The 24,224-nt window shown below is 70.2% G+C and carries 19 protein-coding genes and 1 pseudogene; 5 read left to right on the top strand and 15 right to left on the bottom strand.

Going from position 1 to position 24,224, the window contains the following annotated elements; translation table 11 throughout:
• Positions 1-36: 36 nt before the first annotated feature.
• The 3 genes from ectB to ELQ39_RS32110 form a co-directional block, all read right to left on the bottom strand.
• Positions 37-1,332 (bottom strand): diaminobutyrate--2-oxoglutarate transaminase, encoded by a 1,296-nt coding sequence (gene ectB, locus ELQ39_RS32120; RefSeq protein WP_242595469.1) that lies wholly within the window; start codon positions 1,330-1,332, stop codon positions 37-39.
• Between the two features lie 61 nt (positions 1,333-1,393).
• Entirely contained in the window at positions 1,394-1,882 is a 489-nt protein-coding gene (ectA, locus tag ELQ39_RS32115) for a diaminobutyrate acetyltransferase (protein ID WP_242595466.1), read from the bottom strand.
• Between the two features lie 681 nt (positions 1,883-2,563).
• A complete protein-coding gene (locus tag ELQ39_RS32110) occupies positions 2,564-4,615 on the bottom strand; it encodes a phosphocholine-specific phospholipase C (protein WP_242595465.1) in 2,052 nt (683 codons plus the stop codon).
• Between the two features lie 290 nt (positions 4,616-4,905).
• Between ELQ39_RS32110 and ELQ39_RS32105 the strand changes: the two genes are divergently transcribed.
• Positions 4,906-5,190 (top strand): SDR family oxidoreductase, encoded by a 285-nt coding sequence (locus ELQ39_RS32105; protein WP_337663034.1) that lies wholly within the window; start codon positions 4,906-4,908, stop codon positions 5,188-5,190.
• A gap of 352 nt (positions 5,191-5,542) precedes the next feature.
• Here the strand turns inward: ELQ39_RS32105 and ELQ39_RS32100 are convergent, their stop codons facing one another.
• From ELQ39_RS32100 to ELQ39_RS32080, 5 genes are all read right to left on the bottom strand, one after another.
• Positions 5,543-6,385: a DUF899 family protein gene (locus ELQ39_RS32100; RefSeq protein ID WP_242595464.1), complete on the bottom strand. Its 843-nt coding sequence runs from the start codon at positions 6,383-6,385 to the stop codon at positions 5,543-5,545.
• Between the two features lie 203 nt (positions 6,386-6,588).
• Complete coding sequence (locus tag ELQ39_RS32095) at positions 6,589-6,927, bottom strand: hypothetical protein (RefSeq protein ID WP_242595463.1); 339 nt, start codon at positions 6,925-6,927, stop codon at positions 6,589-6,591.
• A 254-nt stretch (positions 6,928-7,181) separates the two neighbouring features.
• The gene (locus tag ELQ39_RS32090; protein ID WP_242595462.1) at positions 7,182-7,943 is read right to left on the bottom strand and encodes an SDR family NAD(P)-dependent oxidoreductase; all 762 of its coding nucleotides are present in this window, start codon (positions 7,941-7,943) and stop codon (positions 7,182-7,184) included.
• A gap of 49 nt (positions 7,944-7,992) precedes the next feature.
• Positions 7,993-8,961: an alpha/beta hydrolase gene (locus ELQ39_RS32085; protein WP_242595461.1), complete on the bottom strand. Its 969-nt coding sequence runs from the start codon at positions 8,959-8,961 to the stop codon at positions 7,993-7,995.
• A gap of 118 nt (positions 8,962-9,079) precedes the next feature.
• Positions 9,080-9,397: a putative quinol monooxygenase gene (locus ELQ39_RS32080; RefSeq protein ID WP_242595460.1), complete on the bottom strand. Its 318-nt coding sequence runs from the start codon at positions 9,395-9,397 to the stop codon at positions 9,080-9,082.
• 143 nt (positions 9,398-9,540) lie between these two features.
• Between ELQ39_RS32080 and ELQ39_RS32075 the strand changes: the two genes are divergently transcribed.
• The gene (locus ELQ39_RS32075) at positions 9,541-10,446 is read left to right on the top strand and encodes an AraC family transcriptional regulator (RefSeq protein WP_242595459.1); all 906 of its coding nucleotides are present in this window, start codon (positions 9,541-9,543) and stop codon (positions 10,444-10,446) included.
• Between the two features lie 65 nt (positions 10,447-10,511).
• On the opposite strand, the pseudogene ELQ39_RS32070 reads toward ELQ39_RS32075, so the two are convergent.
• Positions 10,512-11,250: pseudogene (locus ELQ39_RS32070) on the bottom strand (IS5 family transposase); the annotation flags it as partial.
• Positions 11,251-11,689: 439 nt separating this feature from the next.
• The gene (locus ELQ39_RS32065) at positions 11,690-12,433 is read right to left on the bottom strand and encodes an SDR family oxidoreductase (protein ID WP_225643771.1); all 744 of its coding nucleotides are present in this window, start codon (positions 12,431-12,433) and stop codon (positions 11,690-11,692) included.
• A 149-nt stretch (positions 12,434-12,582) separates the two neighbouring features.
• Between ELQ39_RS32065 and ELQ39_RS32060 the strand changes: the two genes are divergently transcribed.
• Positions 12,583-13,416, top strand: a complete 834-nt coding sequence (locus ELQ39_RS32060; RefSeq protein ID WP_242595458.1) for a helix-turn-helix transcriptional regulator — start codon at positions 12,583-12,585, stop codon at positions 13,414-13,416.
• Positions 13,417-13,507: 91 nt separating this feature from the next.
• Here the strand turns inward: ELQ39_RS32060 and ELQ39_RS32055 are convergent, their stop codons facing one another.
• The gene (locus ELQ39_RS32055) at positions 13,508-14,494 is read right to left on the bottom strand and encodes a zinc-dependent alcohol dehydrogenase family protein (RefSeq protein WP_242595456.1); all 987 of its coding nucleotides are present in this window, start codon (positions 14,492-14,494) and stop codon (positions 13,508-13,510) included.
• Between the two features lie 124 nt (positions 14,495-14,618).
• On the opposite strand from ELQ39_RS32055, the gene ELQ39_RS32050 reads away from it, so the two are divergent.
• The gene (locus ELQ39_RS32050) at positions 14,619-15,209 is read left to right on the top strand and encodes a TetR/AcrR family transcriptional regulator (RefSeq protein ID WP_225625243.1); all 591 of its coding nucleotides are present in this window, start codon (positions 14,619-14,621) and stop codon (positions 15,207-15,209) included.
• A gap of 526 nt (positions 15,210-15,735) precedes the next feature.
• On the opposite strand, the gene ELQ39_RS32045 is transcribed toward ELQ39_RS32050, so the two are convergent.
• Positions 15,736-16,185 carry a VOC family protein gene (locus ELQ39_RS32045; protein WP_225643734.1) on the bottom strand — a complete coding sequence of 150 codons (450 nt, stop codon included), beginning with the start codon at positions 16,183-16,185 and terminating at the stop codon, positions 15,736-15,738.
• A 583-nt stretch (positions 16,186-16,768) separates the two neighbouring features.
• Positions 16,769-17,839 carry a hypothetical protein gene (locus tag ELQ39_RS32040; protein WP_242595455.1) on the bottom strand — a complete coding sequence of 357 codons (1,071 nt, stop codon included), beginning with the start codon at positions 17,837-17,839 and terminating at the stop codon, positions 16,769-16,771.
• Positions 17,840-18,307: 468 nt separating this feature from the next.
• On the opposite strand from ELQ39_RS32040, the gene ELQ39_RS32035 reads away from it, so the two are divergent.
• Complete coding sequence (locus tag ELQ39_RS32035; protein WP_242595453.1) at positions 18,308-19,369, top strand: LysR family transcriptional regulator; 1,062 nt, start codon at positions 18,308-18,310, stop codon at positions 19,367-19,369.
• Here ELQ39_RS32035 and ELQ39_RS32030 read toward each other — a convergent pair.
• Positions 19,345-20,304 (bottom strand): glycoside hydrolase family 43 protein, encoded by a 960-nt coding sequence (locus ELQ39_RS32030; RefSeq protein WP_443334365.1) that lies wholly within the window; start codon positions 20,302-20,304, stop codon positions 19,345-19,347. The two genes, ELQ39_RS32035 and ELQ39_RS32030, sit on opposite strands and share 25 nt — an antisense overlap.
• Before the next feature lie 568 nt (positions 20,305-20,872).
• The gene (locus ELQ39_RS32025; RefSeq protein ID WP_242595449.1) at positions 20,873-24,001 is read right to left on the bottom strand and encodes a discoidin domain-containing protein; all 3,129 of its coding nucleotides are present in this window, start codon (positions 23,999-24,001) and stop codon (positions 20,873-20,875) included.
• Between the last annotated feature and the right edge of the window lie 223 nt (positions 24,002-24,224).

Here is a 24,224-nt window from a genome sequence, read left to right as displayed (position 1 = left end):
CCACACCCGCCGGTGCGTTCGTATGCGTGTGTGTTCTCAGCGGGGGCCGGCTGACCGGGAGGGCTGTTCGGTCTCCCACACCGCGCGGGCGAAGAGCGCGAGCCCTTCTTCCAGTTCCTGGTCGTCGATGGTCAACGGCGGGAACAGCTTGACGACTTCGTCCCTCGGGCCGGACGTCTCCAGCAGCAGGCCCAGTTCGAAGGCACGGGCGCACACGGCGGTGGCCCGCGACGGGTCGGCGAACTCCATGCCCCAGGCGAGCCCACGACCACGCACCTCGGGCACGGGACCGGGCCGGCCGGTGGCGATGTCCCGCAGCGCCTGCTCCGTCTGGTCCCCGCGGGAAAGGGTCTGCTTCTGCAACCGGCCGTCGCGCCAGTACTCCTCCAGCGCGGCGGTGGCGGTGACGAAGGCCGGGTTGAAGCCGCGGAAGGTGCCGTTGTGTTCGCCGGGCTGCCATACATCCAGCCCGGGACGGAACAGGGTGAGCGCCATCGGCAGTCCGTACCCGCTGACGGACTTCGAGAGCGTCACGATGTCCGGGGTGATGCCGGCCTCCTCGAAGGAGAAGAACGCACCGGTGCGGCCGCACCCCATCTGGATGTCGTCGACGATCAGCAGCATGTCCCGGCGCCGGCACAGTTCGGCCAGGCTGCGCAGCCACTCGGCCCGGGCCACATTGATCCCGCCCTCGCCCTGCACGGTTTCCACGATCACGGCCGCCGGGGTGTCCAGTCCGGATCCCTCACCCGCCAGGAGCCGGTCGAACCAGCGAAACGCCCGCTCCCCGCCCTCCCGCCGCTCGTCGTAGGGCATGGGCACGGCGTGCACCAAGGGGACACCCGCGCCCGCACGCTTGAAGGCGTTGCCGGTGACGGCGAGGGAGCCCAGCGACATGCCGTGGAAGGCGTTGGTGAAGAAGACGACAGCTTCCCTGCCCTTCACCTTGCGGGCCAGTTTCAGGGCGGCCTCCACGGCGTTGGTGCCGGCGGGCCCCGGGAACATCACCTTGTACGGCAGTTCGCGCGGTTCCAGCACAATCTCCTGGAATGTCTCCAGGAAGGTGCGCTTGGCGGCCGTCGACATGTCGAGGGCGTGGGTGACACCATCACGTTCGATGTAGTCGAGGAGCGCGCGCTTGAGCACCGGGTTGTTGTGCCCGTAATTCAGCGCCCCGGCACCGGAGAAGAAGTCCAGAAAAGGGCGGTTGTCCTCGCCGTAGATGCGGCTGCCGTATGCCCGGTCGAATACGGTGGGCCAGCTGCGACAATAGCTGCGGACCTCGGACTCAAGCCTCTCGAACACATGAGAGACGGGATGGGGAAGAGTCATGATGCTCGCTCCTCACGGAGGACGAACGGACTTTCTTATGTGTTTCGAGGGCGCCGGCTCTTCAAAGCAGCGGCCCGATACGGTACAGGAACTCGGCTTCGTGCGTGCCGGGGAAGAGCTCCGCCGGGAACAGAAGGTTCTTTTCGAGTGGTGCCGCGTGCCGTTGGGCGAAGGACCGGAACAGCCGGCGGGAGGCGGCGTTGTCCGCACTGATGGTCGTCTCCAGATGCCGCAGGGCGCCGTCCGCGGTCAGCCGGGCGGTGAGATGGTCCAGCATGGCACCGGCCGTTCCGCGTCCGCGGTGTCCCGGGTCCACGGCTATCTGCCAGACGACGAGGGTCTCGGGCTGCTCGGGGCGGCAGAATCCGGTGACGAACCCGACCGGCCTGTCACCGGACTGCAAGGCCATCACGGAGGTACGGGCGAAATCCCTGAACCACAGCAGATAACTGTAGGGAGAATTCACGTCGAGTACCCGGGAATCGCGGGCGATATGCCACGCCGCAGCCCCGTCCTGGACCGTGGGAACCGCCATGACCAGTGTGTCCATGGAACACACCTCACTCTCGCTGCGCGAACCACCGCGCGCATGCGTCAATCCGCGTTCCGAAGGACTTCGTTCAGTCGGTTCTCTGCGGTCCCGGAAGGTGACCGCTCAACCGGCGCGTCACTGACTTCGGTGCCTTTTCTCAGATTCAATTGTCCGCGCAGACGTACTGCCGTGACGCGTCGGTTCGATGCTACGTCCGTCGGGCCGCGCATGCCTAGGTGAAATTCTCTGTTTAGGGGCGGGGAAAGGTGGAACGTCGCGGAGCGTTCCCCGTCGGCCAGGGAATCCGGCATGGTGATTCCGCCCCCTGTCAGGTTCGTCTCTTACGACGTGAGCGCAGGCTCCCTGCGCGTCAGGCCGAGGTGACGGCGGCACGGGCGACAGCTGCCGTCACCTGCGGCGTACCGTCGACCGATGCGAGACGCTCGCCGCCGCGGCGACCTGTGCCAGGCCCAGGACTGGATACCTGAGTCCACCACTCCCTCGAGGTTGACCGGGCCACCGTGGCCCGAACGCCTGGCCGCCGAACTCGGCGCCAACACCCGCCTCCCGCAGTACCCGCGCCTGAGCGAGCCCGGGATGTCTGGTCTCCGGGGCTCGCGACATGTCCTGGAGTCGACTCGGCCGCAGCCGGACCGGCGTAGGTGTCCCGGCCGCACGATCCGGGGCACCTCACCACGGCTACGCGGTGATGATCGCCGGGTCGCTCACGCCAGGCTGTCCGTTCTCGACGTGCCCCGCGAACCGCCGCAGGAACGCCTTGTCGCCGTCGGCGGTGACGGTCAGGTCGTACCAGCGGCGGCTTCTGGTGAGGTCGACGGTCCGGCGCACGGTCGTGCCCGGGCGGACCGTGACGGCCGAGGGCTTGCCGCCGTAGCCGTCGGCGATCCGCAGCCGGGCCGTGCCGGTGCCCCGGTGGGTGAAGGTCAGCTCGATGTCGTCGCCACGGTGGCGGGCGGTGACCTCGCAGCCGGCCGTGCTGTTCGAGCCCTTGAAGACGCGCACGAAGCCGTTCGGACCGTGCACGGTCAGGTCGTAGGAGCCCGCCGAGTACGCCGAGTTCCAGGTGTCCCGGAGCGTCTTGCCGGCCTCGGTGGTGTACGTCCAGGGACCGTCGGCGCGGTATCCGGAGGTGACGTGGAAGGCGGCGCCGGCCTTCGGCCCGGAGGCGAAGGTGAGGGTGAGCTTCCCGGCGGCCGCGTCGACGGAGGCGTCGACGTGCGGGGCGTACTTCAGCGGCCGGGAGCGGCGCAGTCCGCGCTCCTGCCGGGGCATGCGCGGGTCGGCGGGCGGGGTGGGCCTGTAGTCGGGGTGGCGTTCGCGGTCCTGCGGCTCGTACGCGTCGGTGCCGGGCAGCGGGGCCGGGCGCGCGTCCTTGCGGGAGAAGTCGAACGCGGCCGTCAGGTCACCGCAGATCGCCCGGCGCCACGGCGAGATGTTCGTCTCGCGCACGCCGAAGCGGCGTTCCATGAACCGCAGGATCGAGGTGTGGTCGAGGGTCTCGGAGCAGACGTAGCCGCCCTTGCTCCAGGGTGAGACGACCAGCATCGGCACGCGCGGGCCCAGCCCGTAGGGGCCGGCCGTCTTGCGGCCGTCGCCCGGGAAGAGGTCGGGGGTGACGTCGACGGTGGACAGGCCGCGGGAGGCGTCCTTCGGCGGCAGCGGCGGCACGACGTGGTCGAAGAAGCCGTCGTTCTCGTCATAGGTGATGAACAGGGCCGTCTTCGACCAGACCTCGGGGTTGCAGGTGAGGGCGTCCAGGACCTGGGCGATGTACCAGGCACCGTAGTTGGAGGGCCAGTTGGAGTGCTCGGAAAAGGCCTCGGGGGCGGCGATCCAGGAGATCTGAGGCAGCCTTCCGGCCTTGACGTCGGCGCGCAGGTGGTCGAAGTAGCCGTCGCCGTTCTTGACGTCGGTGCCGGTGCGGGCCTTGTCGTACCAGGGGTCGCCGGGCCGGGCGTTGCGGTACTTGTCGAAGTACAGCAGGGAGTTGTCGCCGTAGTTGCCGCGGTAGGCGTCCTGGATCCAGCCCCAGGAGCCGGCCGCGTCCAGGCCGTCGCCGATGTCCTGGTAGATCTTCCAGGAGATGCCGGCCTGCTCCAGGCGCTCGGGGTAGGTGGTCCAGCCGTAGCCGAGTTCGGCATTGTCCAGGACCGGGCCGCCGCCGCTGCCGTCGTTGCCCGTGTAACCGGACCACATGTAGTAGCGGTTGGGGTCGGTGGAGCCGATGAACGCGCAGTGGTAGGCGTCGCAGACGGTGAAGGCGTCCGCGAGGGCGAAGTGGAAGGGGATGTCCTCGCGGGTCAGGTACGCCATGGTCGTGGTGCCTTTGGCGGGCACCCACCGGTCGTACTTGCCGCCGTTGTAGGCCTGCTGACCGTCGGGCCAGGAGTGCGGCAGGCCCTCCAGGAACTGCATGCCGAGGTCGTCGGCGTCCGGGTGGAAGGGCAGAAGCTCCTTGCCGTCCTTCTCCTGGTGCCAGACCGGTTTGCCGTTGCCGAGGGTGACCGGGCGGGGGTCGCCGAAGCCGCGGACGCCTCTCAGGGTGCCGAAGTAGTGGTCGAAGGAGCGGTTCTCCTGCATGAGGACGACGATGTGCTCGACGTCCTCGATCGACCCGGTGCGGTGGTTCGCCGGCAGGGCGGCGGCACGCTGGATGCTGGCAGACAGGGCACTGAAGGCCGTGGTGGCCCCCGCGAGTTGGAGAAAGCGACGCCGGTTGACTTCGGACATGTAGGACAAGCCTCTCATCCTGAGATGCGGGCGGCCGGGAGATGAAGGAATCTGCGCGGAAGGAGTGTTTCAGGGGCACCGAACGCCGAGGAAGGGGCGCGTGACAGGGGTGTGAAGGTCGCCGGTACGGAGGGTGCGGCAGCGCGCTCGCCGGGGAGGGTCCGGATCGCGACAGAGGGTGGCGCCAGGTGCGTTCGCCGGGCGTCAGGTGCTCTCGCTGAGCTCGGTGAGGGGGCCCGCTGCGGCGGTTCCGGCGCTGTCGAAGCGACGTCGAGGCGGCCGTGGGGGGCGTGACGGTCGACGACCAGGGTCACGACGTCGGCGGCGCCTTGGACGCCGGTGGAGTCGGCCTAGATGAGCAAGGCATCCCGGCCCAGGTCGGCGTCGGCCCGACGCGGACCGAGGGCACCGCCCAAATGGGCGACGCCCTGGGCGCGCTCGCCACCAACGCCCCAGCGGGCCGGACGGCGAGTCCGCAGGAGATCGCTTCCGTGATCGCGTTCCTGGCGAGCGACGAGGCGAGCTTCGTGCATGGTGCGATCGTCCCTGTCGACGGCGGGCGCGTCGCCGTCTGAACCCTGTGGGAGCAGTGCCGGCAGGCGCTGCTGACCAGAGCGGCCGGGCCCGGCGCGACGGACGAATGGTCGTTGCGCCGGCCCCCGGGGCGTCCCGGCGACGGTTCGGGACGTGGCCGAGGCAGTGCCGTCGGCCGGGCAGCACGGACTTCCGCCGACCCGTCAAGGACGCCCGCCGGTCTGCGCAGCGTGGTGCCGCCGGCAGTGGCGGCACCACCCACGCGTATCGCCGCACGCCGGAGAGCACCGCTCCCCGCCTGCAACAGGCTTGCGGCGCATTGAGGAGGCCCTGGCCCTGTTACGGTCGGACGCCGAAGTACAGCCGTAGGAAGTGGCCGAGTTACTGGGGTTCTCAGTGACAGTGACCGGACTCGGTCGTCGGGTCCGTACCGGTGGAGCCCAGGTCGTCGGAGCGGCCGGCGTCGACCCGCGGCCATTGGGCTGTGGGACGTCCGATCGGTCGTTCCTCCCACAGCGGTGGCCAGTCGGGCGCCCCGCCCAGGGTCCGCGTGGCCTGCCCGAGACGCGGCCAGCCTGCCGGCGAGTCCTCCCAGCTCTCCTGTCGCCCGAACACCGTGAGGTCCATCAGCGCGTAGCTGTAGTCCACCGCCTCGGCCCCGCGACGTTTGGTCCAGTAGGTCTCGAAGACACGGTCACCGTCACGCAGATAGCACACCAGGTGGAACAAGCCCAGCTCCCGACCGGCGAGAAGCGACTCGAGCGAGGGCTGGGCGGAGTACCACGGCATCGTCCAGCCCATGAAGGCGCGATAGCGCAGACTCTCCTCGTACGACGTCTGCGCGTCTGCGAAGCCGTAGGCGGTGTTGCGTCCCTGGCAGAACACGGCGAAGGTGATGTCACGGGAGTGCAGATAGGCCAGCTCACCCACGTGGCTCATCACCCAGGTACAGCCCTCGCACTGCTCACCGGCAGGCCGGCCCGGCCACCACATGAAGTAGTAGGCGATCATCTGGCGTCGACCTTCGAACGCCTCCAGGAGCGTCATGGGACCGTCCGGCCCCATCAGCGGACTGTCCGCGGCCACCTCGACCATCGGGAGCCTGCGGCGGGCGGCAGCGATCGCGTCGCCTTCCCGGGTGTGGGCCTTCTCCCTGGCCCGCAGCTCTTCCACCTGCTGCTCGAAGATCACGCGGTCGACGACGGACGGCTGCGCCTTGCTGGGATTCTCGGACATCAGGGACTCCTGGGATCGCTTCGTCGCGACGACGGGCCGCTCCTCAGCAACGTCAGTTGCCGGCCGGAACCGCCGCCACACGCACCCGGCCCGGCTCTACCGTCTCCGAACATACCCCCGCGACATCACTCACCGTCGTGATCGACGACTCCTGCGTGTGCTGCGCACCAGTGAATCGCCCGCCTGGGTCCGCTGACGCGCCCTCAACGCTGCCCACCTGGTCGCCGCGGACCTTGCAGGGCTTCGGCGTAGCTGCGTGACGTCCGGTTCATCGTGAGCTGTGCCATGCCGCCGACGACGCCGACCGCGAGACCGGCGGCTCCGGCAGCGATCGCCGTTTCCCATACCGGATCCGCACCGGTGGTGGACATCGTGGTGATCTCACCGCGTCCCCGGCCGGCGAAGGGCGCGCCCTGCCGGCAGGCGGACCGGTGCTCGACGAGCAGGCGAATCCAGCCGTCGACCTCGGCCCTCCAGACACGGACGTGGTGGTGTCCGAGGTGAGGCGGGGTGAGCGCGTCGTGGCCCTGGGCGCACGTCACGCCGGTTCGAGACGGGAGGCGGACCAGGACGGGGCATGGAGTGGCGGAAGCAATGCGGGCCTTCGCCACGGGCGCACGCCGGGCCTCCCGTCCCGGCGTCGGCGTGTGGGGGGTGCATGCGGCGACACTACCCGGGTCCGCGAACCGGCGGCCGACCGTGCGGCTGCGCGCGGGATCACCTCTGTTCTGCGCTGTGACCTGGGCGGATCCGGGCCCGGTAGGGGCGGGGAAGGGGGCGACGTGGGGAACTGGTCTCAAAGATTGAGGCCGCCCGATACTTCGATGTTCTGAGCGGTGACCCAGCGGCTGTCGTCGGAGGCGAGCGTGGCGATCACCGCGCCGATGTCGTGGGGCTCGCCGACGCGGCCGAGCGCGGTCTTCGCCGCGAGGGCCGGGACGACCTCGGGGAACCGGGTGAATGCGTCGTCGGCGATCCGGGTGCGGGTCGATCCCGGGGAGACGGCGTTGACGCGGATGCGCCGCGCGCCGAACTCCTTGGCCATGTACCGGGTCAGGACGTCCAGACCGCCCTTCATCGACGCGTAGACGGAGTAGCCGGGCTCCAGGCCGGCAGTCGCCGTCGCCGAACTGCTGCTCGTGTTGACGATGGCCCCGCCGTCTGCCATCAGGGGCAGTAGCCGCTGCGTCAGGAAGTACGGTCCCTTCAGCAGGACTCGCATGAGCCTGTCGAACGTCTCCTCGGTAGTGTCCTCGATCAACGATGTCTGTGCGAACCCGGCGTTGTTGACCAGGTAGTCGAAGGTGTCGCGTTGCCAGGTCTCGCGCAGCACCGCGGCCACCGTGTCGCGGAAGGCCGCGAAGGTGCCGGTCTCGCCCACGTCCAGCGGCAGCGCGACGGCGGTGCCGCCCTCCTTCTCGATGGCGGCGGTCGTCTCCAGCGCTCCTTGCTGGTTCTTGCCGTAGGTCAGGATGACTCCGGTTCCGCACCGGGCGATCTCGATCGCGGCGCCCTGTCCGATGCCGGAGCTGGCGCCCGTGACGATGGCGATCTTCATGGTGTGGTCCTCCTGGGTGCAGTGGGGTGGGCCTGAGGAGTCGGCGGCGTCATGCGGCGCGGTCCGGGGACAGAACTCGGGCCAGCCAGTCGGCGCGGGTCCGGCGGGCCGTGGCCGATATGCGGGCCTGCGGGTACAGCGCGTCGAAGCCGTGGAAGCCGCCCGCCCAGACGTGGAGTTCGGCCTGGCCGCCGGCCGCCCAGATGCGGGTGGCGTAGTCGGTGTCCTCGTCGCGGAAGACTTCGGCGGAGCCGGTGTCGACGTAAGTGGTCGGCAGGCCCGAGAGGTCGTCGGCCAGGGCGGGTGAGACGTATGGGGGGATCTCGTCGTCGGTCAGGTCGCCGAGGACACAGCGCCATCCGAACGCGTTCATCTCGCGGGTCCAGACGCCGGGCCCGTCAGCGTACTGGCGGCTGGAGACGCTGGTGTTGCGGTGGTCGAGCATGGGGCAGATCAGCAGCTGCGCGGCAATCGCCGGGGTGCCCAGGTCGCGGGCCAGCAGGGTGACGCCGGCCGCGAGGCCGCCGCCTGCGCTGGCGCCCGCGACGACGACACGGGCGCGGTCGATACCCAGTTCGGCGGAGTGTTCGGCGATCCAGAGCAGTCCCTGGTAGCAGTCGTCGACCAGGGTCGTGCCGGTCGCCTCGGGTGCGAGCCGGTAGTCCACGCAGACCACGACCGCACCGAGCCGGTCGAGCCACTCGAGCGGGATGTCGAGCTGCGAGAAGCGGTCGCCCATGATCATCCCGCCGCCGTGCATCCAGTAGACGCAAGGCGCGGCAGTGGTGCGATCAGTGCGGGCGGGGCTGAAGACCGACAGCGGGATCGGGGCGCCGTCCTTGGCTCGCACGGTGACCTCCTGCCGGTCGACCTGCCGGTGGGCGAGGAGGGATTCGACCGGCGTCGGAGGGAGCCGGCGCAGCTGCGCGAGGACGTCCGTGCTGAGCCGGGACATCAGCGGCATGTCGGCGGCCAGCTCACGAAGCTCGGGGTCCAGTGCGGGTCGTGCCATGGTCATGTCGTTGCCTTCGGTCGAGTGGTGCACAAGCAGCAGTACAACGAGGTCGGGCGGGAAAGGCAGCCGCATCGCCGGGAGCCGAGACGGCGGGCCGGGGGTGCGGGGTGGCGGGGTGGCTTCAGAAGGCGGCCTTCCCGCGGACCGGGACGTAGTCGGTGTACGCGGACTCCCCGGCCAGCAGTCCGTCGAGCCGCGCCACAAGGGCTTGGGCGGCCTCACCGGCGAAGACCCGGTGGTGGTCCTCCTCGCTGGTCCAGCCCTCGGTGACGTGGACGACGTCGGGGTCGGACGTGGAACGGCAGACCAGGTAGACGACGCAGTGTTCGCTCGTGCCGGGACCGCCGTCGTTCAGCGCGGACAACAGCAGGTCGACCAGGCGGTCACCCATTCCGGGCCTGGCGGTCACGGTGGCTTGGAAGCCATAGTTTGCGATCATGGATGACCTCTTCGTCGGTGATGGAGTGAGGTGATTCCATTCAACCGAGCTGACGTGCGGAAACGTTAGAAGGATGCTCTCCGGTACTTGCACGATCCTCGCGATCACGGGAGCCGCGGCCTTGAGGGTGCTGCAATGGACGCATGCACCTCGACGAGCTCCGCACCCTGTTGGCCCGGCATGCCCGGCCCGACTGGACGACCCCCATCGACGGCGTCTTCATCTCGAAGGTCGACCGGTCAGACCCGCCGGCGCCCTCCATGTCCGGCACGGTGCTTGCGGTCATCGCCCAGGGCGCCAAACGCCTCGCGCTCGGCGACCGGGTCTACGAGTACGGCCCCGGGCAGTACCTGGTCGCGTCCGTCGACCTGCCGGTCACCGGGCAGTTCACCCGGGCCGGTCCCGAGCAGCCGGCCCTCGGCTTCGGCCTCGCGCTGGAGCCGTCCGCCGTCGCCGAACTGCTGCTGCAGGCCCGGCCGGGAGATGCCCCCCGCGTCGGCGAAGGCGTCCCGTCGGGGATCGCCGTCAGCGACGCGCCCGCCGCGCTGCTCGACGCGGTGGTCCGGCTGCTGCGCCTGCTCGACGAACCCCGCGACCGGACTGTGCTGGCGCCGCTGATCAAACGCGAGATCCTGTGGCGTCTGATCACCAGTGACCAGGGAGCGGCGGTGCGCCAGCTCGGCCTTGCGGACAGCGGTCTGAGCCACATCTCCCGGGCCGTGGGCTGGATCCGCGATCACTACGCGGAGTCTTTCCGGGTGGAGGACGTCGCGCGCCTCTCCGGCATGAGTGTCTCGGCCTTCTACCGCAACTTCCAGGCGGTGACGGCGATGAGCCCCATCCAGTTCCAGAAGCAGATCCGGTTGCAGGAGGCCCGGCTGCTGCTCGCCGCCCACCCGGGTGACGTCACGGGAGTCGGCCGACGGGTCGGATACGACAACCCGTCGCAGTTCAGCCGCGAGTACCGTCGCCAGTTCGGCGCGCCCCCGAGCCGGGACGCAGCCCGCCTGCGGAACACCGCACGCACGCCCGTGGGCGTGCTGGAGTGAGCGGGTTTCAGTTACCTCTCTGGTTGCCGCATGGCCGGGGCGTCGGCTAGGGGCTTTCGCTTGGATCAGCGGGCGGACCACAGGAAGATGCCGGCGATGTGGAGTCCGGCCAGGTAGATGGTCGTCCTTCGTAGCGGGTGGCGATGCCGCGCCGCTGCTTGAGGCAGTTGATGCACCGCTCGACGGTGTTGCGCTGCTTGAATGTCTCGCGGTCGAAGGCCCGTGGCCTGCCGCCCCGGCTGCCTCGAGGCAGCCGGTGGCCACGCTGATCTGCCGGGACCGGGATCACCGCCCGGATGCCGCGCTTGCGCAGGTGGATGCGGATCGCACGGGACGAATACGCCTGTCCGCCAGGACCACGTCCGGCCTGGTGCGAGGGCGTCCGCGCCGCCGGGGAACGCGCAGGCGGGCCATGACGTCTGTGAAGGCCGGTGCATCGCCGGTCTGGCCAGCGGTGAGAACGAACGCGAGGGGTCGGCAGCGGGCATCGGCTGCGAGGTGGATCTTGGTCGTCAGCCCACCGCGGGACCGGTCAATGGCGTGGTCGGCCGGTTCGCCGATCGGGGCCCCTTTTTGCGGGCCCCGGCCGCGTGCTGGTGACCTCGCACGATCGTGGAGTCGACCGACAGTCCAGGCCAGGTCCTCATCGGCGTCGGCGCGTGCCATCAGCGCGGTGAAGGTGCCGTGGACGGCCCACATCCGCAGCCGGTTGTAGACGCCTCGCCAGGTGCCGTATTTCTCCGGCAGGTGGACCCACTGCGTTCCTGTCCGGAACTTGCGGCTGCGCCGACACCAGCGGCTCCCGGCGCAGCACCGTCGAACGCGGCATCGTCACCAGGGCGCTGTTCGCCGGCGTCGTACGTCCGCTGCTCATTCGAAGCGCCGACCGCGGGGCATGGCCAACCCTGCGAGCAGCCACCGACATCAGTGGCTGGCGGCGAGTACTGCGGTCCCAGCGGCTTCCTGGAGAGCGAAGGTCACCCCATGACGGTGTGTTCCACATCTGAGACCCACGACGAGGCCGCACAACGCCAACTGTGGGACCTCTCGCGGGAGCTGACCGGGGTCCGGTACCCGGTCCAGTGCCGCGACCGGTCAGACACACCATCTCGTCCGCCGGGGTGGTGACGGCCGTGCCGCTGGAGCCAGAGTCGCCCGGTCCGTTCGACCAGGCGGGCCGACCAGGGCCGCTCAGCCATCAGTCACGCTGCAGGTGGCGGAGCGGGCACCGGCCGGCCGGAGGTCAGCCCTGGACGGTTGGACGGACCACGATTTCGTTGACGTCCACGGTGGCCGGCTGATCGAGGGCGAAGCCGATCGCCTCGGCAACTGCGGACGCCGGGATGGCGAGTTGGCGTGCGGCGGCGCGCGCCGCCGCCTGTGCCTCGACGGCGCCACCCCGGTCCAGCAGCTCACTCTCGGTGAAACCGGGACTGATGACCGTGACGCGGATGTCGCGGCTCTCCTGGCGCAGCCCTTCCGAGAGGGCCCGCACCGCGTACTTGGTGGCGCAGTACACCGCCGCGGTCGGGTCCACACGGTGACCGGCCACCGAGGCGATGTTGACGATGTGCCCGCCGCCCTGTTCACGCATCCTCGGCAGTACCGCGGCGATGCCGTACAGCGTGCCGCGCACATTGACGTCGATCATCCGGTCCCACTCATCGACGCGGAGATCCGCCATCGGTGCCAGCGGCATCACGCCGGCGTTGTTCACCAGCACGTCGATCCGGCCGTACCGGTCGAGTGCCGCGTCGACGAACGACTCGACACTGTCGCGCCGCGTGACATCGAGCGCACAGTGGTCCAGTGCGCCGTTCGCCCCGCGCACCTCCCGGGCCAGCTCCGCCAGCCGGTCCGTGCGACGTGCCCCGGCCATGACCTGATGGCCCGCGGCGGCCAGGTGACGGGCCGTGGCCTCGCCGATGCCGCTGCTGGCCCCGGTGATCAGGACGACCTTCTTCTCCAAGGGGGTGGACGCAAGCATGAGGGTGATCTCCTTCGTGTACACGAGGTGGCCCGCGATGACGGCCACCGGCACCAGTCCACCCGCCGGGCACGTGCTCAGGAAGGCCGCGGCAGCCTGGGTGCGAGGCACCCAGGCTGCCGCGTCCGCCGCGCAGTACGGTGGGCCTCATGCACCGTGCGTCCGTCCAGTCACTCGGAGACTTCCTCCGCGCGAGCCGCGCCCGCCTGGAGCCGTCCGACGTCGGGCTCCCCGCCGGCAGCGGCACGCGCAGGGTCAAGGGCCTGCGCAGGGAAGAGGTCGCCGTACTGGCCGGGGTGAGCGCCGACTACTACGTGCGGCTGGAACAGGGTCGGGAGACCAACCCCTCGCCGCAGGTCGTCGGCGCGCTGGGCAGGGCACTGCGGCTGGACGCCGACGCGCGCACCCACTTGCACCGGCTCGCAGGGTTGAGTCCCCGGGCCGAGCTCGGCAGCCCGCGCGACCAGGTGCACCCTGACCTGCTGCGTCTGATCGACGCCTTCCCCGACGCCGCGGCCTACGTTCTGGGACCCGCGTTCGACATCCTGGCCACCAACGTGATCGCCGACGCTCTCCTCGAGCCCTTCGACGGGGAGACCAACATGCCGCGGATCCTCTTCACCCACCCGCGGGCCCGCGACGTCTTCCCGGACCGGCGGCTGGTCACCAGCGCGACCGTGTACGCGCTACGCCTGAACGCGGCCCGCTTCAGCGGCGTCCCGGAGATCGACGAACTGGTCCAGGAACTGCTGGAGGCGTCGGCGGAGTTCCGCGCCCTGTGGGAGGACCAGAAAGCCGGTGGTCTCACCCGGGCGTTCAAGGTGTTCGTCCATCCCGAGGCCGGACGCATCGAGCTGACCTACGAGAGCTTCGACGTGCGGGCCGCGCCCGGCCAGGAACTGCTGGTGGGGTCGGCAGCGCCGGGCAGCCGCAGCGCGCAGGCCCTCACCTACCTCGCGTCCATGGCCGCGCCCCGCCGCTGACACGACCTGGCCGCTGCGTGCGGGACCGGCGCCCACCGCTCGCGTCGTGAAGCGACCGCAGAGCGGACGTGCGGGGCGATGCACGACGAGGTCACGGCTCGATGTCGACCACGACCTTTCCGTTGGCCGTGCCGTTCTCCACGGAGCGGTGGGCGTCCGCCACGTCGGCGAGGGTGTAGCGCGTCCCGTCCAGCAGGGGACGCAGCTTGCCGTCGTCCACCAGTGCCGCAGCTTCGCGCAGGATGTCGCCGTGGTGCTCGCGGCCCTGGCCCGTCAGCATCGGCAGCAGAGTGAAGACGCCCGAGTAGGTGGCTCCCCGGAACGACAGGGGTGCCAGCGCATGGGTGCCCCAGCCCAGCGCGCTCACGACATGGCCGGTGTAGGTGCGCACCGCCTCGAAGGAGGCGTCCAGGACCGGGCCGCCCACGGTGTCGTAGACGATGTCGAATCCGACACCGCCGGTGTGCTCCGCGACGTACCTCTCCACGGGAACCGAGGTGTAGTCGATCGGCACCGCCCCCAGCCGGCGGACCACCCGCATCCTGGCCGCGGACACGGTCGCGAACACCTCTGCGCCCTTGGCCGCCGCCACCTGGACCGCGACGCTCCCCACGCCACCGGCGCCGCCGTGCACCAGTACCTTGTGGCCGGCCCGTACGCCGGCCCGGTCCACCAGACCTTCCCACGCCGTGATCACGGCCAGAGGCAGTGCGGCTGCCTCGCGCATGGACAGCGTGGTCGGCTTGTGGGCCAGCAGGCGGGCGTCGACCGCCGCGAACTGTGCCAGCGAACCCTGCAGGTCGCCGACGCCTCCGGTCAGGCCGTACACCTCGTCCCCGGCAGCGAAACCGTTCACCCCGGCTCCCGTTTCCACCACCTGGCCGGCCAGGTCCATGCCCAGTACGGCCGGTGGCTGCACGCGGGCGTGGGCCGCCCGGCCTGCGCTGATCTTCGTGTCCAACGGGTTCACCCCGCTGGCGTGGATCCGTACCAGCACCTGTCCTTCTCCGGGCGTCGGCGGGTCGATCTCCCGCATCTCGAGCGGACCGGTGAACTCCTCCAACACCACCGCGCGCATCAGAGCACCCCTCTCTCATGACTCCCATGTCGGATGGACCGACTAATCGAACAGACTAGTCCGTCTTGTTAAGGGCGGCAAAGGGCCACTGGTGAGTAGCAGGGGACGGACTAGTCTGTCTTGCATGGCGACGCGCGTACGCAAGACGAACACCGAGCAGAAGATCCTCGATGCGGCGGCAGCTCTCTTCCACCGCTACGGACTGAGGGGAGTGGGGGTGGATCAGGTCATCGCGGATTCCGGAGTGGCGAAGTCCACCCTGTACGCACACTTCCGCACCAAGGACGATCTCGTCGCCGCCTACCTGCGGCGCACGGACGAGTCGTGGATGGGACGGTTGCAGGAGGCTGCCGACGCCGCGGGGCCCGACCCGGCCCAGCAGCTGGTGGGCCTCTTCGATGCGCTTCTGGCCTCCTTCGACCGCCACGGCTTCTTCGGCTGCCCCTTCGTCAGCGCCGCCGTCGAGGCCGAGCTCGATTCCAAGGCCCACGCGGCCACGGTCGCCCACACCCGGCGCCGCCAGGAGTGGCTGACCGGCCTTGCCGGAGCCGCAGGCGCCGCACAGCCGGCCCAATTGGCTGCACATCTCGGGCTGCTCATCGACGGAGCCCTGGCCTCCGGACGCCTGCTGCAGGACCGGGCGGTCGTCGACGCCGCCAAGGTGTCCGCCCGGGCAGCCATCCTCGCTCACACCACCCGCACGACGACCGCATGAGCATTCCGGGCAGGGGATGCCGGTCACCCGCTGACTTGGGCCGCACACACGGGCGGGCACCCTTCCGGCCTTTGTCAGCGTTGCGGCACCGTGATCCGTGCTCGCCCGTGCCCTGGCTGAGGCGTGTTCCCTGATCCCGCGCATGGGTGTGTTCTCCTGAGCGGACCCGCGACGGTCCTCGGTGGCCCCGTGAGGCCTGTCTATCCCCGCTTCCCCGCAACCGCACCTTCGGACGTCGTGGAGGTCCGCATCCGCCCCACGTGAAGGTGACCACGGTTCGGGCAGCAGGCAGGACGCGCCGGCACGGCAATCCCCACCTGTGACGTGGCCCGGCTGCGCGGGTCCTCCCCGCCGACACGGGGATGTTCCGTTCCAACGCGACAGTTCCGCGTCGCGTTGGACGTCCTTCCCGTCGACGCGGGGTGTCCGCACTCCCCTCCCGGCCACCCTCCAGGTCCTGGACGACGGCCTGCCTGCCTCCCCGATGACCCGCCCGCTGGCGACCTGACATCCTGATCCTGCCGGGCTACGCCTCTCGCTCGGCGACGAAGATGCAGAACGGGTGGCCTTGGGGGTCCCGGTAGACACGGAAGCGCTCCTCGTCGTCGGGATCCGGCTGGTCCCGGTTGCTGAGGAGACGGCCGCCGAGGGCGAGCACGCGCTCGTGCTGGTTCAGCAACTCCTCCAGCGAGGCGACGCTCAGGTCGAGGTGCATCTGCTGAGGCACCGGGCCGTCGGGCCAGTCCGGCTCCCGCAGGTGCTCCACCTGCTGGAAGGCGAGCTGCCGTCCGCCGCCGGGATCGCGCAGGACGAGCCAGTCCCTGCCGTGCTCGTCCGGTACGCCGGGCGGAGGCGGCTCGTCTCCTTCCGCGTATTCGAGACCCAGCAGGGACCGATAGAACTCGGCGAGTGTGCGGGCGTCGGTGCTGTCGAGCACGGTCTGCACCAGCCGGATACGGCTTGTGTCGTCGGTCATGGGCCCCGTCTGCCCGGTCCGGCCTCGCTCGAACGACCCGGCCGGGGACGCCTGCCGGGCCCCTCCAGCATCGGCAGCTGCACGCGAGTCCTTGCGGATGGACCTCCTTCAACACGTCAACCCGTCGACAGGGGGCCGAGCCTTGACCCCGGGGATCCGCCGACCAGTCGTCGGTGCATCCTGTGCGGGTCACTCAACATACTGACCGTCACATGCCGGGCGTCGGATCCATGTCCGGTTGCAGCCGCCCTGTGTCTGACCGCCGCCGTCCAGACCGTGCGCCGCCGGTGCCGACCCACGCCGGACGCCGCGCACGCGAGGAGATCAGGGCAGCGGGACGCCCGAGCGCCTTCACACGGTCGGCGGCGGGCCGTCTCCCGTCCGAACGACACCCCTAGCTCAGCTCCCAGCAGCGGCCTGACCCGGCCTTCGCGAGTCCTGCCGAACAGGCTCTCGCGGAATGCCCACCAGCAGACCGGCGGTGTCGGCCGTCAACCGGTGATCAGCCGAGGCTGCGGGCCCGTCCGAGCACGCACCGCGCCGGTCCACTGGACCGGACGGACTGCCACGGCCCGGCTCATGCTCAATCCCGCGGCCGGGTCCGGTTCTGCGTCTCGGTGAGCAGCACCGGCTGCACGGGGATCCGGCGTTGCTCCGCTTCTCTGATCAGAACCCGGCAGAAATGCCAGAACCGGGTCTCGTCCCCGACGGGTTCCCGGTCCGCGCGGATGTACAAGCGGCCCTGGTCAGCAGCGCAGAGGATCCAGCACCCCCTGACCGCGACGCCGCGCCTGTCCGCCTCGACGGCCCGGACGTCCTCCCACCGCGCGCTGGTGACGCGGCCGTTGACCGACTGGACGACTCCACCCGTGAACAGATGCGTACGCACCAACGATTTCGGCATGAACACAAGGATCATCCCGGCCAGGTAAGGACCGGCCAGGAACAGCACGCCGAAGATCAGCAGAAGGGATCCCGCTACTTCTTCGAGGCCTTCACCATCACCCACCAGCCAGGTCAGCCCGCCCATGAGGCCGACAACGGCGGCCACGACCAACGGGGCCATGACCAGCCAGAACAGCGGATTGCTCCCATGCAGTCCGTACAGGTGATCGCCGAAACCGAGCTCGGCTGCCGCTGCCCGTACACGAGGGGTCGGCCGCGGCAGCCGCTTCCGTTTCTGCCGGAGCCATCCGAACGGCGCGAACCCGACGACCGCGCCCGCGGCCCCCGCACCGAGCAGAAGGAAAGCCGTGCCCCATCCGCTCACCAGGAAGGCCACTAGACCGGCCAGCATCCCCGCGGCCCCCAAGACCCCCAGCAGCAGCGTGAGCGCCGAGACGACCACCCAGACCGACGGCTGGTCCGGGGCATCAGCCGGTACCGGCCGGCCGGGGGCACCCGCGTCCCGTGCCCGGCTCCCGGCGATCTCGACCACCTTGTCCCGAGCCAGGTTGACGAGGACGGCCGGCGCCACCACACCCACGAGCACAAGGCACCCTGTCTGCCAGCCGCGCAGGAAGAACGCGAGGACGGAGCAGACCACGGCCACCAGCGCGAACAGGGCGGAGAAGCCCAACAGGAAAAGCAGCCCCTGCCACGGGCTTTCATACCCCAGCGCGGCACCCGGCCGACGCACCGGATCCTCAGCCATCTTTCTCTCCCCCTCATCTCTCGACGCTGCCTGCCCGCTCACCGCCGCCGTCAGGCAACGGCACACTCCCTGCCGCAGCAGGAGTTGCTCGGAGTCGATCACGTCAGGGAACCGGTGCGACCAGGCACGCCTGCTTCTTCCCCCCGTCCCACAGCAGCGAAGTCATCCCCATCTTCGAGCGGGCTCCCCGGCGGGAGAAGAGTTTTCCTATACGTTGCCGGGCCGTATCGATAACCACCGGTGCATCGTCGCTCCCGGACTCCCTCGTCGGCGCCCGCCCGCCCCACGGCAGCCGTTCGACCGCCGAACCGACTGCGTCCGACAGCTCAAGCGGCGCGGTCGGCGGCGCAGCCGGTGCGGCCGGCGCGGCCCCTTCGAGTCATCCCCGACCGCTTCGCGCACCGGACCTCATGCGAGGAAGCACCGTTCTCCCACCCCGCCCCTCGCCCGATCGATAGCCTCGGATGTATGGAGCAGGTTCCGTCCGAAGAGCGACCCACCCCAGGGGCAACCGGCCGTCCGGAGACATCCGGCGATGACCACGACCCCACCACCCACCAGCTCAGACTCTTCCTCACGCTGGCGCGGGAACTGCACTTCGGACGGGCCGCGCAACGGCTGTACATGACCCAGCCCTCCCTGAGTCGGCAGATCCGCCTCCTGGAGAACCGGCTCGGGGTCACCCTGGTCGACCGCACGAGCAGATCCGTACGCCTGACCGAAGCGGGCCGGACCCTGCTGCCCGAGGCGGAGAACGTCCTCACCGCGATGTCCCGGCTGCGCAGCCGTGCCGCCGAGCAGTCCCGGCGCGTGCGGGGCCGCCTCGTATTGGGATTCGTCGCAGGTGAATCGGCCATGCCCTACACACACGCCATCCTCGACGAACTGACGCGCCGCCACCCGGCCGTCTCCGTCGAACTGCGCCTGCTGACGTTCGGCGACCAGTTCGAACGCCTCGCCGACGACGACGTCGACGCCGCCTTCCTCCGCCCCCCGCTCCCCCCGCCACTGCGCACGATGACCCTCGCCGTCGAACCCCGAGTCGCCTGCCTGCCGTCGTCGGACCCACTGGCAGACCCCGCCGTCGGCCGTCCACTCACCCTCACCGACCTCGCAGAACACCGCATGGTCGACATGCCCGCCAGCGTGTCCCGCACCTGGTGGGACGACTGGACCGTCAACCCCCGCCCCGACGGCACCCCCGTGCAGTACGGCCCCGTCGTCACAGACATCGAAGGCCTCCTGACCGAAGTCGCCCGCGGACGCGCCATCAGCTTCCTGCCCGAAGCCGCCCGCCGCCTGTACCCACGCCCCGGCATCCACTACGTCCACGTCACCGACGCACCCATGTCCAGTGCGGCGCTGGCCTGGCTGCCCGGCCGCCACGAACGACCCACCGTCGCAGCCCTCCTCGACGCAGCACGCGCGGTCGCTCCCACGTTCGCCGACGCCATGTCTTCGGGAAGGTCGAGGACCGTTTCGTACAGCGCCGAATCGTCTTCCGCCTACTCGAAGAACTTCAGGCTGTAGCCCGCATCGGTCGTGCTCCCGGGAACGTTGGCACGCCGGTAGGTGGTGTTGCTCCACCAGACCGCCGTACCGGAGTACCAGTAGCGGTTGGACCACGAGTACGGGGTGCCTTTGGCGACCGCGTGGTACAGGATGGGGAAGCGGTTTCCGGAGGGCGGAGCGGCGTTGACGTCGCCCCGGGGCAGGATGAACGAGTGGTGGCCGGGTCCGTTGACGTTCACGGTCGGAGTCCAGCCGGACATCATGGACGGCGTGTGCGAGCCGAAGAGGCAGCCGTTGCTCTTGTACCAGTCCCAGACGTACGTGGGGTCGCCGCCCGCCCGCAGCCGCAAGTCGGCGATGCAGTACTTGTCACTCCAACTGCCGTTCGCGGAGTAGACGACGTGCAGCCGCCCGGAGGGGTCGACGACAGGCTGGGGGGCCTCGTTGATGTACGGGTTGCCTACGACCCGCTCCCAGGGCTCGCGCGGCTGCGAGATCACGTACCGGTCGCCGGTGGCCGCGGTGGGGCTGCTCATCCGGGCGAGGTAGAGGTTCTGTTCGACGTTGGTGTCGCCGGACCACCCCGACCACACGAACCAGCGCTGCCCGTTGTAGGTGAAGGGCACCCCGTCGATGGCCCACTTGTCGCCGGGCAGGGACACCTTGACGGCCGCGGAGTAGCCGGACGTCGGGTTGGCTGACCCTATGTGGTACATCCGGTGGGCCGCGCCCCGGCCGGCGGCGAAGTAGATCCGGTACTGGCCGTCGTGGTGCACGATCTCCGGCGCCCACACCTCGCCCAGACCGGCGGTGTCCCGCCACACCTGGTGCTTGGGCGCTGTGGCCACGGCCTCCGGGGTGGCGGCCGTGCGCACCGCGATCCCGCCGTCCACGGCTTTGGCCGAGACATACAGGTCGCCCACCTTGATCAGGGTCGGGTCCGCCCCGCCCACCAAGGAGCGCCCCAGCGTCGAGGGCTGATCCGACACGGTCACTGCCCGCTTCGTCGCGTCTCTGTGCGTCTCCTGGGCGCGCCGGTCGGCAGGCCGCTCGTCCGGCTGGGCAGCGGTCGCGGCCTGCCCGAACACGAGGAGGCCGACGAGCCCCAGCGGAAGGGCGCCGGCGAGCCAACGCGAAGAGCGCATCACTTCTCCTCGTGTACATGACGTGAGTGAGAGCGCTCTCAACGGTTGCGTCGGCGGGTAGCCCTGTCAAGAGGGAAGGGCGAGGCTGATGCGCATCAACAGGTGCGGTGCCAATCACGTCCACTGCCGCGGACAGGCCGCCGCTCGGGCAGTCCCCGGCTCCTTCCACATACCACCGTGTCCCTGGCAAGCAGACCCCGGCAGGCGAAATGCCGGCTCCGACGGCGAAGGGGCGCCCAACTCAAGGGTCTGGGGTGACGATCGGCCGGCGGACCCACCCGCACGAGGGCCCTCCCGGCCGACAGCAGGGGTGTCGGCCGGGAGGGAGGGCTGCACGGCGTCGTGGGTGAACCATCGGCCTGGAGCGGGCCTGGTGTCACTGCAGGGACAGGTGGATCAGGCGGCCACCGCCCTCGTGTCCCGCGTCGGTCGCCAGGGCCACGTAGCGGGCGGTGATGTCCGTGCTGAGGTGCCGGTCGCGGCCACGGCCCGTGAGCTGACCGGCCTCGGTGTAGGTGAGGCCGTCACTGCTGAACTCGACGCGAAGTCCCGGTACATGGCCGTTCGTCCATTCCGTGCGGATGTCGCGGACACGGAGCAGGGCGCCGAGGTCGACGACCAGGCGGCCGTTCGGGCCGGGCGTCCACGCCGTCGCCGGATCGCCGTCGACAGCGGCGGACGGGTCCGACATGCCCGGAGGCAACGGGCTGGTCGGGAACACCGTGCAACCCAGTGCCAGATTACGCAGAGGATAGGCTGTGGCCCGCTTCACGGTGACCGTCGTGGTGCGGCCCGCCTTGACCACCGCCACCTCACTGCGTCCTTGGGCGGTCACCTGCACGCGGCAGGCCGGCCCCGTGAGTTCGACCGTCGTTCCGTCGACCACGCGCGCCCGCAGACCCGCCGGCAGAGGACGGCCGTTGAGCGGGCGTACGGTCAGCCGTGGCGGCAGCAGCCGGGCTTCCGCCGCGTCGAGTTCGGCGTCGTAGGCGGTGCCGCCGTCGGTCAGGGTCTGGAGCCCCTCGAACAGCAGCCTCGCGGGCCCGGTCTGCGGGACGTCGACGCGCGTCGTGACGGGCTCGTCCGACAGGTTGAACAGGCTGAGGTGATCGTCGGTGAGGGCGGCGCGGACGGCTTCGGCGTCCGTTCGTGGCGCGGGTGCCGCGGCCCGCTCGCGCAGGCCACGGGGCGAGGCGCCGGGGAATCCCTCGACCAGGAGGGGTGCGGCCGGGCCGTCGGCCAGGATGATCTCGTCCTGGTGGACCGTCAGGCCGGAGGCGGCGCCCCGCACCACCAGGCCCGCGCGTCCGTCGACGTCCAGCCATCCGCCCCTGCTGATGACGTCGGGCACCGGCCAGGAGGCGAGGTCCTCCCACTGGAGTCCGTCCGCCGACCCCTGCACCGTGTAGGCGCGCCCCGCGGCGGCCTCCCAGCGCAGGGTGACCCGGTCCACCGCGTGCGGAGCCCCGAGGTCGACGGCCAGCCAGCTGTCCGCCCGGGGGCGGTCGCCCCGTGATACCGCCCACCGGGTGGTCGTGCTGCCGTCCACCGCCAGCGCCGGCTCCTTGCCGCTGTCGTAGGAGGAGGCGGTGGCCGTACCGGTCCGGGCCAGATCCGCGCCGTCCGCGCCGTCGCGCGCTACGAACGCGAAGAGCGAGTATCCGTAGGTCGGGTCGGGCCGCACACCGAGCATGCGCAGATGCCGCACCTCGGTGCGCGCGAACGTCACCTCGTCGACGCGCGCGGCCGACGTGGGCGGCCGGGAGTCGGCCGAGGCCACCGTGGCGCTTCCCTCGGCGAAGCGGTAGGTCCGCGCGCCGGTCAGGCCGGGCATGCCCGGCATCGTCAGGTTGTGGATCTCCAGGTGCCCCTCCCCCGCGGCGACGCCCGACGTCGCGTACACGACGGCGCCGGTGGGAAGCGTGGTGAATCCGGCGTACCCGGAGCCCACCTGGAGCATCGTGGCGCTGCCGTCGAATCCGTCCCGGATCCTGCGGTACGTCCGCACCCGGCGCTGCGTCGCCTTGAGCGATGTCGTCGGCAGGAACATCGGCGTGGACCCGCTGAGCTTGAAGAGCCAGTCGTCGTGGCCGGGTTGCCAGGCGAACTTCACGAAGCCGGGCTTGGTCACGGCACCCGCCCATGCCCCGGGCGTCTGGTGCGACACCAGGCCGGGTCCGGGGCCGAAGTCGGTGACACCCGCGGCGTGTTCGAACATCTCGTCCGTGGAGAGGGGGCTGACCGTACGGCCCTGTTCGTTCGCCCACAGGTGCAGGAGGTAGCTGATGGCGACTTCCGCGCGGGCCTCCGGCTCGTACTTCGGTTCGCCCGAGAACTTTGCGATCCGGAATTCCGGCGGGTAACTCTGGTACGCCTCCAGTCGCTCCGCCAGGGCGACTTCCGCCCGGGCCGCAGCCCCGTCCCCCACCACCTGGGCGAGGAACGCGAGCGGGATGACGTCGCGGCCGTAGAGGTGCTCCCGGTCGTCGACCATCGGCATCAGCGGCTCACCGGCGTCACTCATCACACCGAGGAGGGTGCTCCACAGCTGATCGGCGTTCGGCTGGTTGGTGAGCACCTGGGGCAGCGGCCGGCCCGCGGCGATGAAGTGGGCGGCATTACGACCCGATGTGCGCCACAGTTCCTCCTGGTAGTGAGGGCCGAACGAGCCGTGGTTCTCGACGATGAAGGTGTCGTACAGGTTGCGGGCGGTGTTGTCCGAGACGGGAACCCCGTCCACGCGCGCCGGGTTCGCCAGGTCCGCCTGGGGCAGTCCGGCCTCGTTGCGCGACCACGCACCGAAGGCCGTGACCCAGTCACCGTGCCGTGGGTCGTCCACGGCCCAGGCCAGCCCCGGGGCCAGGGACTGCGCGTAGACACCCATCTCCTCGAGCTTGGTGTCTCCTTCGTGGCCGCCGAGCAGTCCCCGAGGGGTCCAGCTGCCCGAGGCCGGGTCGTTGCCCGTGCCCAACGCGGTGGTGTAGGCGGCCTGTTCACGGGCGATGGTGTCGACATGGACGCGAGTGGTCTCGTCGAGGTCGTCCCACAGCAGCCGCGCGGCGAGAACGAAGTACAGCTGGAACGTGGTGTCGAAAAACAGTCTCCGGCCCCATTGGGTGCCGCCCGTCAGTCTGTTGGACGCGGCGAAGTGCTTGATGGTCGCTATCGTCCGAGCCTTGAGGACCTGCTCCTCCGTCCCCGCTCGGACCTCGTCGTAGCTGCCGCGGGTGAGCAGGACCGCATGGCCGAGCACGACGGCGAAGCTGAAATCCTTGTCCGTGTAGTAGCCGCGGGCCGCGTCCCACTGGGTTTCCGTCCACCGGGTATGGTTCAGCAGGACGCGGTGGTAGATGTCCGCCACCGGGTCGGACGCCGTGTGGCTCCGCTGTTGTCCGTGGGCCTGAGCCGTGCCGCTGCCAAGGGCGAGAGGCAGGGAGGCCAGCGCACTCGTGGCGCCGAGAAGCTGGATGAAGCGGCGACGGTCCAAGGGGGATCTCGGCAGCACGTGCGGCACCTCTCAGTCAGACAACGTTGTCAGGCAATGGCGTGAATTCTTCGGTCCGCCAGTCGATACGTCAATAGCTCGGGTGCGCGGAAGCGAGAGACTGGGCGAACGGGGACCGGTCAGCAGTTGCCCCGCACACGGTGAGCGGGTTGCGCAGCACGCTCCTCCAGCGTCCGGAGGGTTGACAGGCGGCACTCGGCGGACCCAGCCTTTGGCAACGTTG

Source organism: Streptomyces sp. GB4-14 (assembly GCF_022696125.1).
GTDB classification, from domain to species: Bacteria; Actinomycetota; Actinomycetes; order Streptomycetales; family Streptomycetaceae; genus Streptomyces; species Streptomyces werraensis.
The sequence above is the reverse complement of the archived record's forward strand: the minus strand, read 5'-3'. Positions and strand labels throughout refer to the sequence as shown.

Excerpts from the sequence above, each read along its gene's own strand:
- ectB (WP_242595469.1), bottom strand. The coding sequence starts at position 1,332 with ATGACTCTTCCCCATCCCGTCTCTCATGTGTTCGAGAGGCTTGAGTCC.
- ectA (WP_242595466.1), bottom strand. The coding sequence starts at position 1,882 with ATGGACACACTGGTCATGGCGGTTCCCACGGTCCAGGACGGGGCTGCG.
- ELQ39_RS32110 (WP_242595465.1), bottom strand. The coding sequence starts at position 4,615 with ATGTCCGAAGTCAACCGGCGTCGCTTTCTCCAACTCGCGGGGGCCACC.
- ELQ39_RS32100 (WP_242595464.1), bottom strand. The coding sequence starts at position 6,385 with ATGTCCGAGAATCCCAGCAAGGCGCAGCCGTCCGTCGTCGACCGCGTG.
- ELQ39_RS32090 (WP_242595462.1), bottom strand. The coding sequence starts at position 7,943 with ATGAAGATCGCCATCGTCACGGGCGCCAGCTCCGGCATCGGACAGGGC.
- ELQ39_RS32085 (WP_242595461.1), bottom strand. The coding sequence starts at position 8,961 with ATGACCATGGCACGACCCGCACTGGACCCCGAGCTTCGTGAGCTGGCC.
- ELQ39_RS32080 (WP_242595460.1), bottom strand. The coding sequence starts at position 9,397 with ATGATCGCAAACTATGGCTTCCAAGCCACCGTGACCGCCAGGCCCGGA.
- ELQ39_RS32075 (WP_242595459.1), top strand. The coding sequence starts at position 9,541 with ATGCACCTCGACGAGCTCCGCACCCTGTTGGCCCGGCATGCCCGGCCC.
- ELQ39_RS32065 (WP_225643771.1), bottom strand. The coding sequence starts at position 12,433 with ATGCTTGCGTCCACCCCCTTGGAGAAGAAGGTCGTCCTGATCACCGGG.
- ELQ39_RS32060 (WP_242595458.1), top strand. The coding sequence starts at position 12,583 with ATGCACCGTGCGTCCGTCCAGTCACTCGGAGACTTCCTCCGCGCGAGC.
- ELQ39_RS32055 (WP_242595456.1), bottom strand. The coding sequence starts at position 14,494 with ATGCGCGCGGTGGTGTTGGAGGAGTTCACCGGTCCGCTCGAGATGCGG.
- ELQ39_RS32050 (WP_225625243.1), top strand. The coding sequence starts at position 14,619 with ATGGCGACGCGCGTACGCAAGACGAACACCGAGCAGAAGATCCTCGAT.
- ELQ39_RS32045 (WP_225643734.1), bottom strand. The coding sequence starts at position 16,185 with ATGACCGACGACACAAGCCGTATCCGGCTGGTGCAGACCGTGCTCGAC.
- ELQ39_RS32040 (WP_242595455.1), bottom strand. The coding sequence starts at position 17,839 with ATGGCTGAGGATCCGGTGCGTCGGCCGGGTGCCGCGCTGGGGTATGAA.
- ELQ39_RS32035 (WP_242595453.1), top strand. The coding sequence starts at position 18,308 with ATGGAGCAGGTTCCGTCCGAAGAGCGACCCACCCCAGGGGCAACCGGC.